The organism is Marinovum sp. J2-8 (genome assembly GCF_055808435.1).
The window spans coordinates 455,038-468,337 of the sequence record NZ_JBVVRZ010000004.1 but is presented as its reverse complement, the minus strand read 5'-3'; the positions used below and the strand labels follow the sequence as shown (position 1 = coordinate 468,337).

Genomic DNA, 13,300 nt, shown 5'->3' with positions numbered 1-13,300 from the left:
AATATTCGACATCATCAACCGTCAGCGGCGCGCCATCCGACCATTTCATGCCTTCGCGCAGCGTGATCGTCAGAACCTTGCCATCGTCGCTGAGCGAAAAGGATTCCGCCACATTGGGCACAACAGTCCGTAGATCGGTGTCGAACTTGAACAGCGTTTCAAGCCGCATCAACAGCGTGTCCCACCCGCGTGAGTTCGGCACCGTCGCAGGCGACACCATCGCGCCGCCGTATTTCCCGATCGAATCGGCCGGTACGATCACCGCCGGATTCTTGGGCAGACGTTCGGCCAGCGGTGGCAATTTGCCCGCCGCAACCATTTCGGCAAGCTCGGGCGCCTCGTTATAGCCCGTCACCGACATGCCGGTGCTTTCAGAGAAAAACTCGGGCGTGGCATATTGCTCTGCCATGCCGCTTTCTGTCTGGGCGATGGCCGCATTTGATAGCAAAGCCGCCATGACAAATCCTGTGGCCAGCGATCCGCGGGCCAATGACTTAATCTTCATGTCGAAAAACTCCTCTCCTGTTTCTCGCGCCTTTTTTGCAATCCGGGCTGATTGGCCGGACCCCAATATTGACGCGACCAAGCCCTCCTCCCGGGCTTATTCGGCGTCCTGTTCGGACGTATCGGCACATGATTTGTCGTCTTGTGCGCTAACTTTGTAACACAGTTTTTTCCAAATCGTCGACTATTTTCTTAGATCGTCGATTATTTTTGTGATAGCGTCGACGAAGAAAGCGAAATTGTCGTCGCGATACGACAGGACACAGAACAAGGAAAAGCTGTATATGACTCTGAATTCTCGGGAAAAAACTTCCGCCGGCGCCACGAGTTCGGCCTCTGGTCACAAGATCCGCTCTGTCCTGCCCCGGATTGCGCCCAGTGGCCTGCGCCCGCAATTGCTGGTGCGGGTCGAAACCGAGAACGGTCTTGTCGGTTGGGGGGAATGCGGGCTTGCGGGCCGGGAAAAGGCGGTGATGGGCGCCATCGAACATTTCACGCCCTTGTTGGTTGGGCGCAATGCCATGGATATCGGCGCGATTTGGCAAAGACTATATCGCAGCCAGTATTATGAAGGTGGCCGGGTTCTACAGGCGGCGATATCCGGGCTCGACATTGCGCTGCATGATCTCAAGGGCAAGGCCCTGAATGTGCCGGTTCATCAGCTTTTGGGCGGACGGCAACGCGACCGCATTCCGGTTTTTGCGTCGATTCCGTCCATGCATTTTGACACTGCGCGCGAAACGGCCAATGCCTTTTATCGCGATGGATGGCGCTGCATCCGCCTGTTTCCCGATTTCAGCAATCTGGAATATTTCGAACCCCGCGAAGAAATTGCAAGAACCGCAGAGCTGTGCCGCAACGTGCGCGCCGACCTCGGAGAAGATGTGGTGTTGGGAATTGACTGGCACCATCGGCTGAGCGTGGCCGAAGCGGCGTCATTCTGTCATAAACTGCCCACTGGAACGCTGGATTTTCTGGAAGAGCCAATCCGCGACGAATTGCCGGGGGCCTATGAAGCCCTGCGACAGATGACCGACATCCCCTTTGCCATTGGGGAAGAGTTTTCCAGCAAATGGCAGTTCCAACCCTATATTGAACGCGACATTCATCAGTTCAATCGCGTCGACGTCTGTAATGTCGGCGGCCTGACCGAAGCGATGAAAATCGCCGCGATGAGCGAGAGCCATTATATCGACATCATGCCGCATAATCCCATGGGGCCAATCTGTGCGGCGGCAACAATTCATTTCTGCGCCGCGATTTCCAATATGGCCTGGATGGAATTTGCCCTGCTGCCGGACGGCTACAACCCGAGCGACAAACCACCTTCCCCCTATCTGCGCGAACCGGTTTTGAACGGAACCAGCTTTGATGTGCCCGAAGGTTGCGGCCTGGGGATCGAGATCGACGAAAGCCTGTTGCTCGATGACATGCCCGAACTTTGGCAATGTCCAATGTTGCAGCGCGCGGACGGCAGCCTGACCAATTTCTGATTTCATCTCCATGACGTGATGGCAGCAGCCCCGCGCGCTTTGGACCCCACACAGGACGGAGACAAATGGCCTCTGACAATGATCCAAATGCCGGGGTTGCGACCCTTTACGACACGGTCCTTGACGAGATCGCCACAGGACAGCTTCTTGGGGGGCAGCGGTTGAAGGTTTCTGAGCTTGCGGCGCGGTTCGGCATCAGCGCCAGCCCGGTCCGCGAAATGCTGCGCCAGATGCACGGCGAAGGTTTTGTCGAAATCAACCCGAACCGGGGCGCGACGGTCAAGGCCTCGGATCCCGGTCGGGTCCAGAACATATTCGAGGTTCTGCAACTGCTGGAGCCCTATGCAGTCAAATGGTTCGCCGAAGACGCCCCCGTCGATGCGATTGATCGGATGCAGGCGATTCAGGATCAGATAAAGGCGGCCCCGCCCGACGACGCGCTGGGGTTTACCCGGCTGGATACCCAATTTCATGCCATCGTCTTTGCCGATCACTACAATGATGTTGCGACCGAAACCTGGAAAAAGCTGCGCGTTGCCTTGTCCGTGCATTCCGCCCCGCTTCGGATCAGCATGTCACGACGGCGCAACATCATCGAAGAACATGACATGTTGATCGCCGCTTTCCGCGACCGGAATGCGCCACGGGCCGAACAGGTGATTCAGCAGCATCTTCATGGGGCATATGTCCAAATGTCCCGACAAATCCGCGCGATTGACACCTGACGCGGTTAGAAACGCACCTACAAAGGAAACAATGCAATGCATTTGATAGTGGTTGAACCAATGCTGTCCGACGTCATGACCGACAAGGATCAGGAACGGCAATGGTGGGCACGGCTAGAGGCGGCGGCGCCCGATCTGACCGTCGAATATCTGACCAATCAGACAGACCTCTGTGAAAGGATCGCCTTTGCCGATGCTGTCGCCGGGTTCATTTCCGAACCCGCACTTGCGCGGGCGGGCGACCGGCTGCAATGGGTGCATTCCTTTGCCGCCGGACCGCAGAACCAGCTTTACCCGGCCTTCCTTGCCCGCAAACTCAGGCTGACCTGTAGCAAGGGCAACGGCGCCGTGCCGCTGGCCGAACATGCGATGATGTCGATGCTGGTGCTTGCGCGCAATCTGCCGGCATATTTTCAAAGCCAGCAGAACGCCAAATGGGCCCAGCATCTCAACCTTGAATTGGCGGGCAAGACCTGTGCCATTCTGGGTGCGGGCAATTCCGCCAGGGAGCTGGCCAAACGCGCCCGGGCCTTCGGGATGCGGGTGCATGCGCTGAAACGGCGGCCACAGGATCTGCCGGATTTTGATCGTGTCATTGGATCGGATGATTTGCGCGGGTTCCTTGAGGGGGCTGATTTTCTCGTCAACACCCTGCCGCTGACCCCCGTCACCGCCAACCTGATTGGCGCAGAGCAGCTGAACTGGATGAAGCCGACGGCCTTTTATGTCTGTGTGTCGCGCGGCGGCATTGTCAATGATGAGGCGCTGATCGCCGCGCTTCGCCAGGGCCGGCTGGCCGGTGCCGCGCTGGACGCGCATTCACAGGAACCTTTGCCCGAAGACAGCCCCTTCTGGACTCTGCCCAACACCATCATTACGCCGCACGACGCCGCCCATTGCGTCGGCACGCATGAGCGTGGGGTGGAAATCCTGATTGAAAATGTGATGCGGTCGCACAACGGGCAGGACCTGGTGAATGTTGTCGATCTCAGCGCGGGGTACTAGGGGCAGGCCCCATTAATCAGACGTCTCTGGCACCAAATCCACGAAATGAAACAGCCTGTCCCGCACCATGCGGGACCGGCAAGGCGGCGCATATTCGAACCCGCCCGCCAGAGGCGTTGATCGTCCCGTTCGGCCATATGGATGCGCTACGGGCACCAACCGCACCCTGTGTGGTGCTAAATCCCCAAAGCGCGGATTTGTTGTGACATTTGCACAAACGACCCGTCCACATGTTTGCGTACGATCATATCGGCACGTGCGGTATCATTGGCGCGAAAGGCCGCAATGAGGGCATCATGTTCTTCTTTGATGGTTTCAAACCGGGTGGGCGAAATCCGAAGTCGCGCCGCCTGAACATTCAATGATGTTCTGAGGTTGCGCCAGATCTCGGCCGCGGTCTGATTGTAATGCCCGCGGCAGAACACCTCGTGAAACTGCAAATCGAGTTTTCTGAAAGCCCGTTGTTCGAAATGCGAGGTTTGCTTGATCTTGGCTTGAATATCCTCCAGCTCGTCCAGCAATTCCATTGGCGCGTAATCTGCGAACCAGGTCACGAAATAGGGTTCCAGCATCTGCAGGACTTCAAAGATATTCTGAATTGATCCGGCATCGGTGGCCTTGACCATCGCGCCACGATTGGGGTGGATCTCGACAAATCCTTCGCCCTGCATTCGGCGCAAGACTTCGCGCACCGGGCTGGTGCTGACACCAAAACGCGCGGCCAATTCCGATACTTTCAGACGCTGCCCGCCGATAAGGCGACCCTCATAGATGTCATCGAGGATTGCATCATAAAGCGGGACTTCCGCAATGTCGGCGTCAGTTTTCATAATAGCCAAATTCTCTTTTGATCAAACTCTATTATAACGTCAGGTTCCGGCGGAAACCAGTGCAGCGGGTTTGCCGGGCAAATGGCGCCTTGGCACAAGGACAAAGCGCCTATTCGTCGGGCAGCGCATCATTGGACAGCAATGGCAGGGTCACGACGATCAATGCCCCCTCTGGCGGGTCCATGATGTCCAGAAAACCTGCGTGATTTTTCATGACCCGCGCGGCAATCGGAAGCCCAAGCCCGCTGCCCGGCCCATCGTTCACCTGACTGAACCGGCTGATCGCCTCGACATGTTTGTCGGCTGGAATGCCAATGCCATCATCCTGAATGGACAAGATGGCCCCGCCCCTGTCGGTTTTCAGGTCGAGCTTGATGTGCCGCATGTTGGCCCCGCCATGCACCACCGCGTTGCGCAAGAGGTTCAAAATCGCCTCTTGCAACATCACCGCATTGCCCGAAATGATCACCGCCCCCCGGGGCAAGGCAACCTGAACGTCGATGGGGTGATCCATGTTTTGCTGGCGAAACGTATGGACCACCTGATCGACCAGCGCCCCGAAATCCAATGGCACATGCGACGCGCCGTCATCGGATCCACCGGCACGCTCAAATGACAGCAGCTGATTGGTGAGATTGCTGGCCTCGCGCGCGGCCTGAACCAGCGCGCCACAGCGTTCCTTGACCGCCTCGGGGGTGCGCGCATTCTGGACCGCTTCGGCAAGCGCGATGACACCGGCCACCGGGTTTCGCAATTGATGGGCGGCATTTGCAATGAATTCATCCTTGGAGCTGATCCGACGGGACACGCGATCCAACAGGTCATTCAACGTATTCACAAGACCGCGCGCCTCGATCGGCACCGGGCGCATGATGGGGTCCAGCTCGCTTGGGCTTCGCAGCGCGATCGCCTGTTCAAGATCCAGAAGCGGGCGCAACCCCCGTGCGACACCGAACCAGACAACAAAGGCAACAGAGACCACAAGCAGCACAATCACCGCAAACGACCGCGACACCACCTCGCGGACAAAATTTCTGCGCACATCGGCGTTTTGCCACACGGTAATGTTGAAGACACCGGTGATGCCGCTGACGGTTGTGCCATCCTGAAACCGCAGAACGCGCACGTCCTCGCCCTGGTAGCGGGCGTTGTAATAAAACGGTTCGGTCGAGTCCTCCGGCGCCGATTTTGGCAGCACCGGCGGCGTGGAATAGCCGGTCACAAATACCCCGTCTGGGGCGTAGACATGATAAAACAACACCCCACCGGAGGTGTCATTGATCAACCGCCGGGTCGCGGGGCTGAGCGCGTCACCATCCGACACCGCAATGTCCCGCGAAATCGCCAGCGCCGCCGACAAAAGCCCACGGTCAAAGATGCTTTCTGCACTTCTGGTGGTATTGCGAAACTGCCAGACGCCGGCCACCAGCGCGATCACCATCAGCGGCGTCAGGATGATCAGAATCAGCCGCCCCCGCAGCGAATAAGACGTCACCTGTCCCTCTCGATCAGCAATTGATAGCCCAGACCGCGCTGGGCCTTGATCTGAATCCCAAAGGGGCTGAGCCTGCGGCGAAGCCGCGATACATAGACTTCGACCACCGTGTCCGCCACATCCGCCCCAACACCATAGGCATGATCCAGCACCGTGCCCTTTGGCACAAGACGGCCATTGGCCGCAAAAAGACATTCAAACACCGACATTTCCCGTCGCGGCAGGTCGATCTCTGTGTCGCCGTCAAAAAGCTGGCGGGTGACGGGGTCATATTTCAACCCGCCAACATCCTGTAGCTGCTGCTGCGGGATCGTGCGCCGCCGCAAAAGCGCCCGCACCCGTGCCTCTAATTCCGCCATTTCGAACGGTTTGATCAGGTAATCATCCGCGCCGGCATCCAGCCCGATCACCCGATGCTCGGTCTCTGCCCGTGCGGTCAAAAGGATCACCGGGCGCATGTCGCCGCGTTTTCGCATCTGTTTGAGCAGGGTCAAACCGTCGATGCCGGGCAGGTTGATGTCAAGAATGATCAGATCCGCACCATCCTGCACCAGATAGCTTTCGGCCTCTGCCCCGTCGTCGATCCAATCCACGGCATGGCCCTCGTCCTCCAGACGATAGCTTATGCCCTTGGCGAGGCTGGCATTGTCTTCGACCAATGTGATGCGCATGGCAGATTGTTTCACTTGTGCAAGTTTCGCGCAAGGTTGGCAGGTCACAAGCAATTCATCAACCGGGGGCGGACACCCCCACGCGATTCGATTTTTTCGGTGATTTCAAAAATGAAGCGCCGAACTAAAGGGAGGAATATATGTCCATTTTCAAAACCACGCGTCGCGTGGCCAGCGGTCTTGTTGCCGCTGCCGCAGCAACATTCGCCGTTCAGACCCAGGCGGGCGGCCATGGCATCGACCTGACCGGGAAAACCGTTGAATGGATCATTCCGTTTTCGGAAACCGGCGGCTCTGCCAAATGGGCCAATTTCTATGCGCCGCTGCTGTCCGAAGCTCTGCCGGGAGAGCCGACCGTTGTCGTGAAATTCATGCCCGGCGCCGGTTCGACCAAGGGCGCGAACTATTTCCAGAGCCAGAAGTTTGAGGATGGCACCACGATTTTCGGGTCCAGCGGGTCCACACAATTCCCGTTCCTGCTTGGCGATCCGCGTGTGCGCTTTGACTATGCTGATTGGAATGTGGTGCTTGCCTCTGGCACCGGCGGCGTTGCCTATCTGCCGCCGGAACTGGCGGCCAAGATGGACGGGTTGGATGCCAGCGGCCTTCGGGACGTCGATTTCATCTATGGCAATCAGGGCGCCACGCGTCTTGACCTTGTGCCGACGCTGGCCTGGGAAATGCTGGGTCTGAATGTCGAAAGCGTGATGGGCGTCAAGGGTCGGGGCGATGGCCGTTTGATGTTCGAACGCGGCGAAGCCAATATCGATTATCAAACCTCGTCGTCGTATCTGTCGGGCGTGACCCCATTGGTCGAGGCAGGAACAGCCGTACCCATGATGACATGGGGCGCTTTGGATGACGATGGCAACATCGTGCGCGACCCCACATTCCCCGATATCCCGACCTTCAAGGAGCTGTGCGAAGCAACCGAGGGCTGCGCCACCTCTGGCGAGGCCTGGGACGCATGGAAAGCCTTCTTTATCGCGGGCTTCCCGGCGCAAAAGATGGTCTTTCTGCCAAACGGGGCGTCCGATGATGCGATTGCGACCTATACAGCCGCATTCGAAGCCGTAAAAGCCCGCCCTGATTTCGCCGAGATTTCCGCAGCGCGACTGGGCGTATACCCCCAGATGACCGGCGCGGCCGCGAATGCCGCATTGGCAAGCGCCACCAAGGTGTCGCCCGAAGCCAAGGCGTTCATCGTGAACTGGCTGCAAGAAAAGTACGGCGTTTCGCTGAACAACTGATCCTTGCTTTTTGAACGCCCTGCCCGCGCGGCGGGGCGTTTTCAAAAGCACGGATATTTCCAAAAAATTCGGGAGCGAGAGCATGGACGTCATCATGGAGGCGCTGCCAGCGTTGGGCAGCGCGTGGGGTCTTATATTACAGCCAATTGTCTTGGGGTATTTGATACTTGGCGTTGTCATGGGACTGTGCATCGGGGTCTTTCCCGGCCTTGGCGGCATTGCCGGGCTGTCGCTGCTGTTGCCGTTCATGTTCGGAATGGACCCGATCCTTGGGCTGGCGCTGATGGTGGGCATGGTTGCCGTCGTGCCGACATCGGACACCTTTGCATCGGTTTTGATGGGCATTCCCGGATCGTCCGCCAGTCAGGCAACCGTTCTTGACGGCTTTCCCATGGCCAAACGTGGCCAGGCCGCGCGGGCATTGTCGGCGGCCTTTGCCTCGTCTCTGTTTGGCGGTTTGGTTGGGGCGGCCTTCCTCACGGTCTTTATCCTGATTGCGCGGCCCATCGTGTTGGAATTCCGCACGCCAGAGCTTTTGATGATCACCATCTTTGGCCTGTCGATGGTTGGCATCCTTGCCGGGCGTGTTGCGATCAAGGGCATTGTCGCGGCCGGTCTTGGCATGTTGGTCGGCACCATCGGCGAAGGCGCGTCTTCGGGTGATTTGCGCATGGCGTCTTATGATTACCCTTATATGACCGACGGGCTGAAGCTGGTGATTGTCGGTCTTGGCATCTTTGCCATCCCGGAAATCATATCACTGCTGCGTCAGGACCGCGCAATTTCGCAAGAACCGCAGATCGGCGGCGGCTGGATTGACGGCGTGCGGGATTGGTTTGCCAATATCTGGCTGTCGGTGCGCTGTTCGATCATCGGGGTGATTGTCGGGGTGATCCCCGGTCTTGGCGGGTCGGTTGTGGATTGGATCGCCTATGGCCATGCGGTGCAGACCACCAAGGACAAATCGCAGTTCGGCAAAGGCGAAGTGCGCGGCGTGATCGGGCCGGAGTCGTCCAACAATGCCAAAGAGGGCGGCGGTCTGGTGCCTACATTGCTGTTTGGCATTCCCGGTTCTGGCTCGATGGCGATCTTTATCGGCGCAATTGCCCTGCTTGGATCAGGTCAGATCGAAGTCGGCCCGGCGATGCTGAAAAACAATCTCGACATCACCTATTCCATCGTCTGGTTGCTGGCATTGGCCAATGTGGTCGGCACGGTGATCTGTATCGCCGCCTCTGGTGGTATTGCCAAGCTGACAACCATCCGCTTTGCCCTGCTCGCGCCATTCCTGTTCATGATCATCAGCTTTGCAGCCTTTCAATCAGGTCAGAACCTGATGGATCTGGTGGCGTTGTTGGGCATCGGGTTCCTGGGGCTCATGCTGCGCCGATTTGATTGGTCGCGCCCGGCGTTCCTGATCGGTTTCGTGCTGTCGACGCCGGCGGAAACCTATGCCAATCAAGCGGTGCAAATCGCCCAGAGCCAGTTCCGCAAAAGCTTTGGTGAGGGGCTTGATTACATCTTCTCGCCCATTGTCATTGTCCTTGTGGTGATCACGGTCTTTTCCGTGGTGCTTGGCCTGCGGCAGGCCAAGACCATCCTGGCCGAAGGTGATGTGCAATCCGGCTCGAACAAGCGCGCACCGATGGTCATGCTTTTGGCTGTCACGGCCTATATCGCCTATGCGTTTTATGATGCGGCCTCGATCCCCAGCTACAGCCGCGACCGGGTCTTTCCGATGTTTGTCGGCGGTGTGAGCCTTGTGGGCTGTGCCATCCTGATCATCCGCATGATGTTGAAACCGGAAAGCGACACGGTCTTTGCCGACCGCGAATTGAACGGCGAAGAAGCCAGTGCGGCGCATGGGCTTTGGCCGACTCTGGCGTGGTTCGCGGGGCTGCTGATCCTGACTGCGCTCTTGGGCTTCATCCTTGCGCTTGGCCTGTTCCTGTTTGCCTTCATGCGGTATCGCGCCAGCGTCAGCACCACTTTTGCGACGGTCTATACGGCGGCGGGCATTGCCTTCATGTGTGGCATGGCGTGGCTGTTGAACCGTGATTTCCCACCGGGGCTTTTGCAGGACTATGTCACCCTGCCATGGCCGCTGGGCTGAGGGGGCATCACATGAAACAAACAGCAATCCCCTTTCTGTTCATGCGTGGCGGGACATCGCGCGGGCCCTATCTGAACCGTGCCGACCTGCCCGAAGATCTGGATCAACTGGCCAAGGTTCTGGTTGCGATGATCGGGTCGGGGCATCCGTTGAACATCAACGGCCTTGGCGGCGGCGCAGCGGTCACGACCAAGGTCGCAATGCTGTCGCGGGCAAATGACAATTGGGCCGATGTCGATTATTTCTTTGCGCAGGTCGGCGTCGAGGACCAGCTTGTCGATTTCAAACCCACCTGCGGCAATATCATGTCGGGCGTTGGCCCTGCCGCCATTGAAATGGGCCTGGTCGCGGCGCAGGACGGCGAAACCATTGTGAACATTCACGCGGTCAATACCGGCGCCAAGGCCACCGCCGTGGTCCAGACCCCCGGCGGCATCGTCAGCTATGATGGCCCGGCCCGGATCGACGGCGTGCCGGGCACCTCTGCCCCGGTGGCCCTGCAATTCATGGAAACGGTTGGCGGCATTACAGGGGCGTTCCTGCCCACCGGCAATCTGATCGACACCCTTGATGGCGTCGATGTCACCTGCATGGATGTGGCAATGCCGATGGTGATCGCCACGGCCGAAAGCTTTGGCTTGACCGGCTATGAAAGTGCGGCCGAACTGGACGAAAATGCCGATTTTTATGCAAGGATGGAGGCCATTCGCCGTTTGGCCGGGGCAAAAATGGGTATGGGCGATGTGTCCAAATCCGTGACCCCGAAATTCGGGTTGCTGGCCCCGGCCAATCAGGGCGGGACCATCGCGACACGGTATTTCATGCCGTGGAAATGCCATCCGACCATGGCGGTGACCGGCGCGCAATGCCTTGCCTCCTGTGTTTTGACCCCCGGCACCGTCGCTGATGGGCTGGCGGCCAGGCCAAACGGGTCACCCGCCAGGATCACGCTGGAACATGCCTCGGGTCTGATTGATGTGCTGGTCGACTTTAGCGACAGCAACGACGGGTTTGCGATCAATTCCGCCGGTCTGGTGCGCACGGCCCGGAAACTTGCGGCGGGCGAAACCTTTGTCCCGGCTTCGGTCTGGGAAAGGAATTGACCTGTCGCGAATACGGTATACTATGGCATACACACAGCGGGGATAGCACAGCAGGGGGCGAAACATGTCGGAAGGCTATGAGGAATGTCTGATCATCGCGCGGTCGGAATTGGCAACGGCGCGTCAGCGCCTGAATGCTGAAATCGCGCATTATCCGACGCCGATTTCGGGATGCGACGCACAGTTCAATCATCTCTTGGCCAAACGCGGGAATGTGCAACAGGCGCTGCAATCGTTGGACCGGGTGATCTTTGTGCCGACACCGCGTTCCCCGACATCACACAACATGGTTGAAAGCCGATGAAAGTTCACATTCTCGACGATTGGTTCGACACGCTGAAAACGCTGCCCTGTTTCGACCGGCTGGCCGATCATGACGTGACCATCTGGACCGATCATCAACCCGACCCTGTGGCGCTGGCCAATCGGGTGCAGGAGGCAGAGGCGCTGGTGCTGTTCCGCGAACGGACCAGAATTGGCGCTGATCTTCTGGGCCGTTTGCCAAAGCTGAAACTGATCTCGCAACGCAGTGTCTATCCGCATGTGGATGTTGACGCCTGCACGGCAAATGGCGTGCTGCTTTGTTCAAACATGCACAGTGGCACCCCGTCTTATGCGGCGGCGGAACATACGCTGGCCTTGATCCTGGCCAGCTATCGCCAGATCCCGCAACAATCTGCGTCGCTCAAGGCGGGCGAATGGCAATCGGGGGTTGGGCGGACCCTGCGGGGCCGGACGCTTGGGCTTTATGGGTATGGGCGGATTGGCCGTGCGGTGGCCGAATATGCCCGCGCATTGGGAATGAAGGTGCAATGGTGGGCGTCCGAGGCCGGTCGCGCCCGGGCGTTGGCCGATGGCGAAACCCTGGCCCCAACGCGCAAGGCGTTCTTTGCCACATCCGACATCGTCAGCCTGCATTTGCGGCTGAAACCCGCGACCAAGGGCATCGTCACCGCAGAAGATCTGGCCGCGATGTCGCCGCGCGCCTTGCTGGTGAATACCTCGCGCTCTGGTCTGTTGGCCCCCGGCACGCTGGAGGAAGAGCTGTCAAAGGGGCGGATTCATGCGGCGGTGGATGTGTTTGATCAAGAGCCAATGACCGACAAGAACAACATCTTGCTGACCCATCCCAACGTGATCGCCACCCCCCATATCGGTTATGTCACCAAAGACGAATTTGACCTTCAGTTTGCCGACATCTTTGATCAAATCAATGCCTACGCCAATGGCGAGCCGATCCATATGATCAACCCGGGCGTCCGCGACCAGACGCAGGATTAATCGGGCCTGACCGGAGGCTCTGACATTGAAGCCTGTGCAGTGTTCGGGCGCAGGTGGGCGAAATTCATTTATTCAATCGGCCCAGAATGGCAAGCTTGGATACTTCTTCAAGCAAATCCAGCAAGGCCCGCGCCTCTTGCACCGCCATTTCGGGTTCGCCGTTTGAAATCGCCCGCAGCACCCGGGCGTGATGCACCGCCGCTTTTGAAAAGCGGTCGGTTTCGGTGATGAAGGAATACCAAAACCGGCGCGACAACCCGTGCACCATCTGGATATGGGCGGCCAGATACCGGTTGCCCGCCGCCGCCGCCTCGATCCGGTGGATGTCGCTGTTGATTTCCAGATAGCGGCCCCGGTCCTTCTCGGCGATGGCCGCCTCCAGATCATCCGCCAGACGCAACATTTCCGCGCGCTGGGATTCATCGGCGCGTGTCGCGGCAAGGGACACCATCATCTCTTCCAGCGGCCGCCGCGTTTCCAGCAATTCCAATTGCCGGTTCACGTCCACCGGCGTGACCATGATCCCGCGTCGCGGCAGCACATCAACAAAACCCTCGAATTTCAGGCGCTGCAGCGCCTCGCGCACCGGCGTGCGCCCACAGCCGATCCGACGGGCCAGATCGTTTTCCGACAATAGCGCATAGGCTTCGATTTCGCCGGTGACGATCCGGCGCTGGATCTCGGAATACGCCTGCTCAGCGGTCGAAATCTCGGCCTTCGGGTTTTCAGTGCTGGCGTTCATGACGGCCCCTTCGGTTTCCCGCCATCATAAGTCTTGACTCGCTGATAAGCAAGAACTAGACATCTGATCAACAACTGATATGTCAGTA

Annotated in this window: 13 protein-coding genes; 8 read left to right on the top strand and 5 right to left on the bottom strand. The window is 58.5% G+C overall.

Annotated elements, in window-relative coordinates; translation table 11 throughout:
- On the bottom strand, positions 1–505 hold a 505-nt coding region (locus tag AC0L4F_RS15195), incomplete at its 3' end, for an ABC transporter substrate-binding protein (RefSeq protein WP_244689715.1).
- A gap of 283 nt (positions 506–788) precedes the next feature.
- Between AC0L4F_RS15195 and AC0L4F_RS15190 the strand changes: the two genes are divergently transcribed.
- From AC0L4F_RS15190 to AC0L4F_RS15180, 3 genes are all read left to right on the top strand, one after another.
- Entirely contained in the window at positions 789–1,997 is a 1,209-nt protein-coding gene (locus tag AC0L4F_RS15190; RefSeq protein ID WP_244689713.1) for a mandelate racemase/muconate lactonizing enzyme family protein, read from the top strand.
- Positions 1,998–2,062: 65 nt separating this feature from the next.
- Positions 2,063–2,722 (top strand): GntR family transcriptional regulator, encoded by a 660-nt coding sequence (locus AC0L4F_RS15185; RefSeq protein ID WP_244689711.1) that lies wholly within the window; start codon positions 2,063–2,065, stop codon positions 2,720–2,722.
- Positions 2,723–2,758: 36 nt separating this feature from the next.
- The gene (locus AC0L4F_RS15180) at positions 2,759–3,727 is read left to right on the top strand and encodes a D-2-hydroxyacid dehydrogenase (protein ID WP_244689709.1); all 969 of its coding nucleotides are present in this window, start codon (positions 2,759–2,761) and stop codon (positions 3,725–3,727) included.
- A 176-nt stretch (positions 3,728–3,903) separates the two neighbouring features.
- On the opposite strand, the gene AC0L4F_RS15175 is transcribed toward AC0L4F_RS15180, so the two are convergent.
- The 3 genes from AC0L4F_RS15175 to AC0L4F_RS15165 all read right to left on the bottom strand — a co-directional run bounded on the left by AC0L4F_RS15175 (position 3,904) and on the right by AC0L4F_RS15165 (position 6,723).
- A complete protein-coding gene (locus AC0L4F_RS15175; RefSeq protein WP_244689707.1) occupies positions 3,904–4,557 on the bottom strand; it encodes a GntR family transcriptional regulator in 654 nt (217 codons plus the stop codon).
- 109 nt (positions 4,558–4,666) lie between these two features.
- Positions 4,667–6,052, bottom strand: coding sequence for a sensor histidine kinase (locus AC0L4F_RS15170; protein WP_244689705.1), 1,386 nt, complete (start codon positions 6,050–6,052; stop codon positions 4,667–4,669).
- Positions 6,049–6,723, bottom strand: coding sequence for a response regulator transcription factor (locus AC0L4F_RS15165; RefSeq protein WP_244689703.1), 675 nt, complete (start codon positions 6,721–6,723; stop codon positions 6,049–6,051). The genes AC0L4F_RS15170 and AC0L4F_RS15165 overlap by 4 nt, the downstream gene beginning before the upstream one ends.
- 140 nt (positions 6,724–6,863) lie before the next feature.
- On the opposite strand from AC0L4F_RS15165, the gene AC0L4F_RS15160 reads away from it, so the two are divergent.
- From AC0L4F_RS15160 to AC0L4F_RS15140, 5 genes are all read left to right on the top strand, one after another.
- On the top strand, positions 6,864–7,973 hold the full coding sequence (locus AC0L4F_RS15160; RefSeq protein WP_244689700.1) for a type 2 periplasmic-binding domain-containing protein: 1,110 nt from the start codon (positions 6,864–6,866) through the stop codon (positions 7,971–7,973).
- Positions 7,974–8,055: 82 nt separating this feature from the next.
- A complete protein-coding gene (locus tag AC0L4F_RS15155; protein WP_244689698.1) occupies positions 8,056–10,086 on the top strand; it encodes a tripartite tricarboxylate transporter permease in 2,031 nt (676 codons plus the stop codon).
- 11 nt (positions 10,087–10,097) lie between these two features.
- Positions 10,098–11,189, top strand: a complete 1,092-nt coding sequence (locus AC0L4F_RS15150; protein WP_244689696.1) for a 4-oxalomesaconate tautomerase — start codon at positions 10,098–10,100, stop codon at positions 11,187–11,189.
- Between the two features lie 64 nt (positions 11,190–11,253).
- Entirely contained in the window at positions 11,254–11,493 is a 240-nt protein-coding gene (locus AC0L4F_RS15145; RefSeq protein ID WP_244689694.1) for a hypothetical protein, read from the top strand.
- The gene (locus tag AC0L4F_RS15140; protein WP_244689692.1) at positions 11,490–12,470 is read left to right on the top strand and encodes a D-2-hydroxyacid dehydrogenase family protein; all 981 of its coding nucleotides are present in this window, start codon (positions 11,490–11,492) and stop codon (positions 12,468–12,470) included. Before AC0L4F_RS15145 ends, AC0L4F_RS15140 begins: the two co-directional genes overlap by 4 nt.
- Before the next feature lie 64 nt (positions 12,471–12,534).
- Here the strand turns inward: AC0L4F_RS15140 and AC0L4F_RS15135 are convergent, their stop codons facing one another.
- Entirely contained in the window at positions 12,535–13,212 is a 678-nt protein-coding gene (locus AC0L4F_RS15135) for a GntR family transcriptional regulator (protein WP_244689690.1), read from the bottom strand.
- Between the last annotated feature and the right edge of the window lie 88 nt (positions 13,213–13,300).

Excerpts from the sequence above, each read along its gene's own strand:
- AC0L4F_RS15190 (WP_244689713.1), top strand. The coding sequence starts at position 789 with ATGACTCTGAATTCTCGGGAAAAAACTTCCGCCGGCGCCACGAGTTCG.
- AC0L4F_RS15185 (WP_244689711.1), top strand. The coding sequence starts at position 2,063 with ATGGCCTCTGACAATGATCCAAATGCCGGGGTTGCGACCCTTTACGAC.
- AC0L4F_RS15180 (WP_244689709.1), top strand. The coding sequence starts at position 2,759 with ATGCATTTGATAGTGGTTGAACCAATGCTGTCCGACGTCATGACCGAC.
- AC0L4F_RS15175 (WP_244689707.1), bottom strand. The coding sequence starts at position 4,557 with ATGAAAACTGACGCCGACATTGCGGAAGTCCCGCTTTATGATGCAATC.
- AC0L4F_RS15165 (WP_244689703.1), bottom strand. The coding sequence starts at position 6,723 with ATGCGCATCACATTGGTCGAAGACAATGCCAGCCTCGCCAAGGGCATA.
- AC0L4F_RS15160 (WP_244689700.1), top strand. The coding sequence starts at position 6,864 with ATGTCCATTTTCAAAACCACGCGTCGCGTGGCCAGCGGTCTTGTTGCC.
- AC0L4F_RS15155 (WP_244689698.1), top strand. The coding sequence starts at position 8,056 with ATGGACGTCATCATGGAGGCGCTGCCAGCGTTGGGCAGCGCGTGGGGT.
- AC0L4F_RS15150 (WP_244689696.1), top strand. The coding sequence starts at position 10,098 with ATGAAACAAACAGCAATCCCCTTTCTGTTCATGCGTGGCGGGACATCG.
- AC0L4F_RS15145 (WP_244689694.1), top strand. The coding sequence starts at position 11,254 with ATGTCGGAAGGCTATGAGGAATGTCTGATCATCGCGCGGTCGGAATTG.
- AC0L4F_RS15140 (WP_244689692.1), top strand. The coding sequence starts at position 11,490 with ATGAAAGTTCACATTCTCGACGATTGGTTCGACACGCTGAAAACGCTG.
- AC0L4F_RS15135 (WP_244689690.1), bottom strand. The coding sequence starts at position 13,212 with ATGAACGCCAGCACTGAAAACCCGAAGGCCGAGATTTCGACCGCTGAG.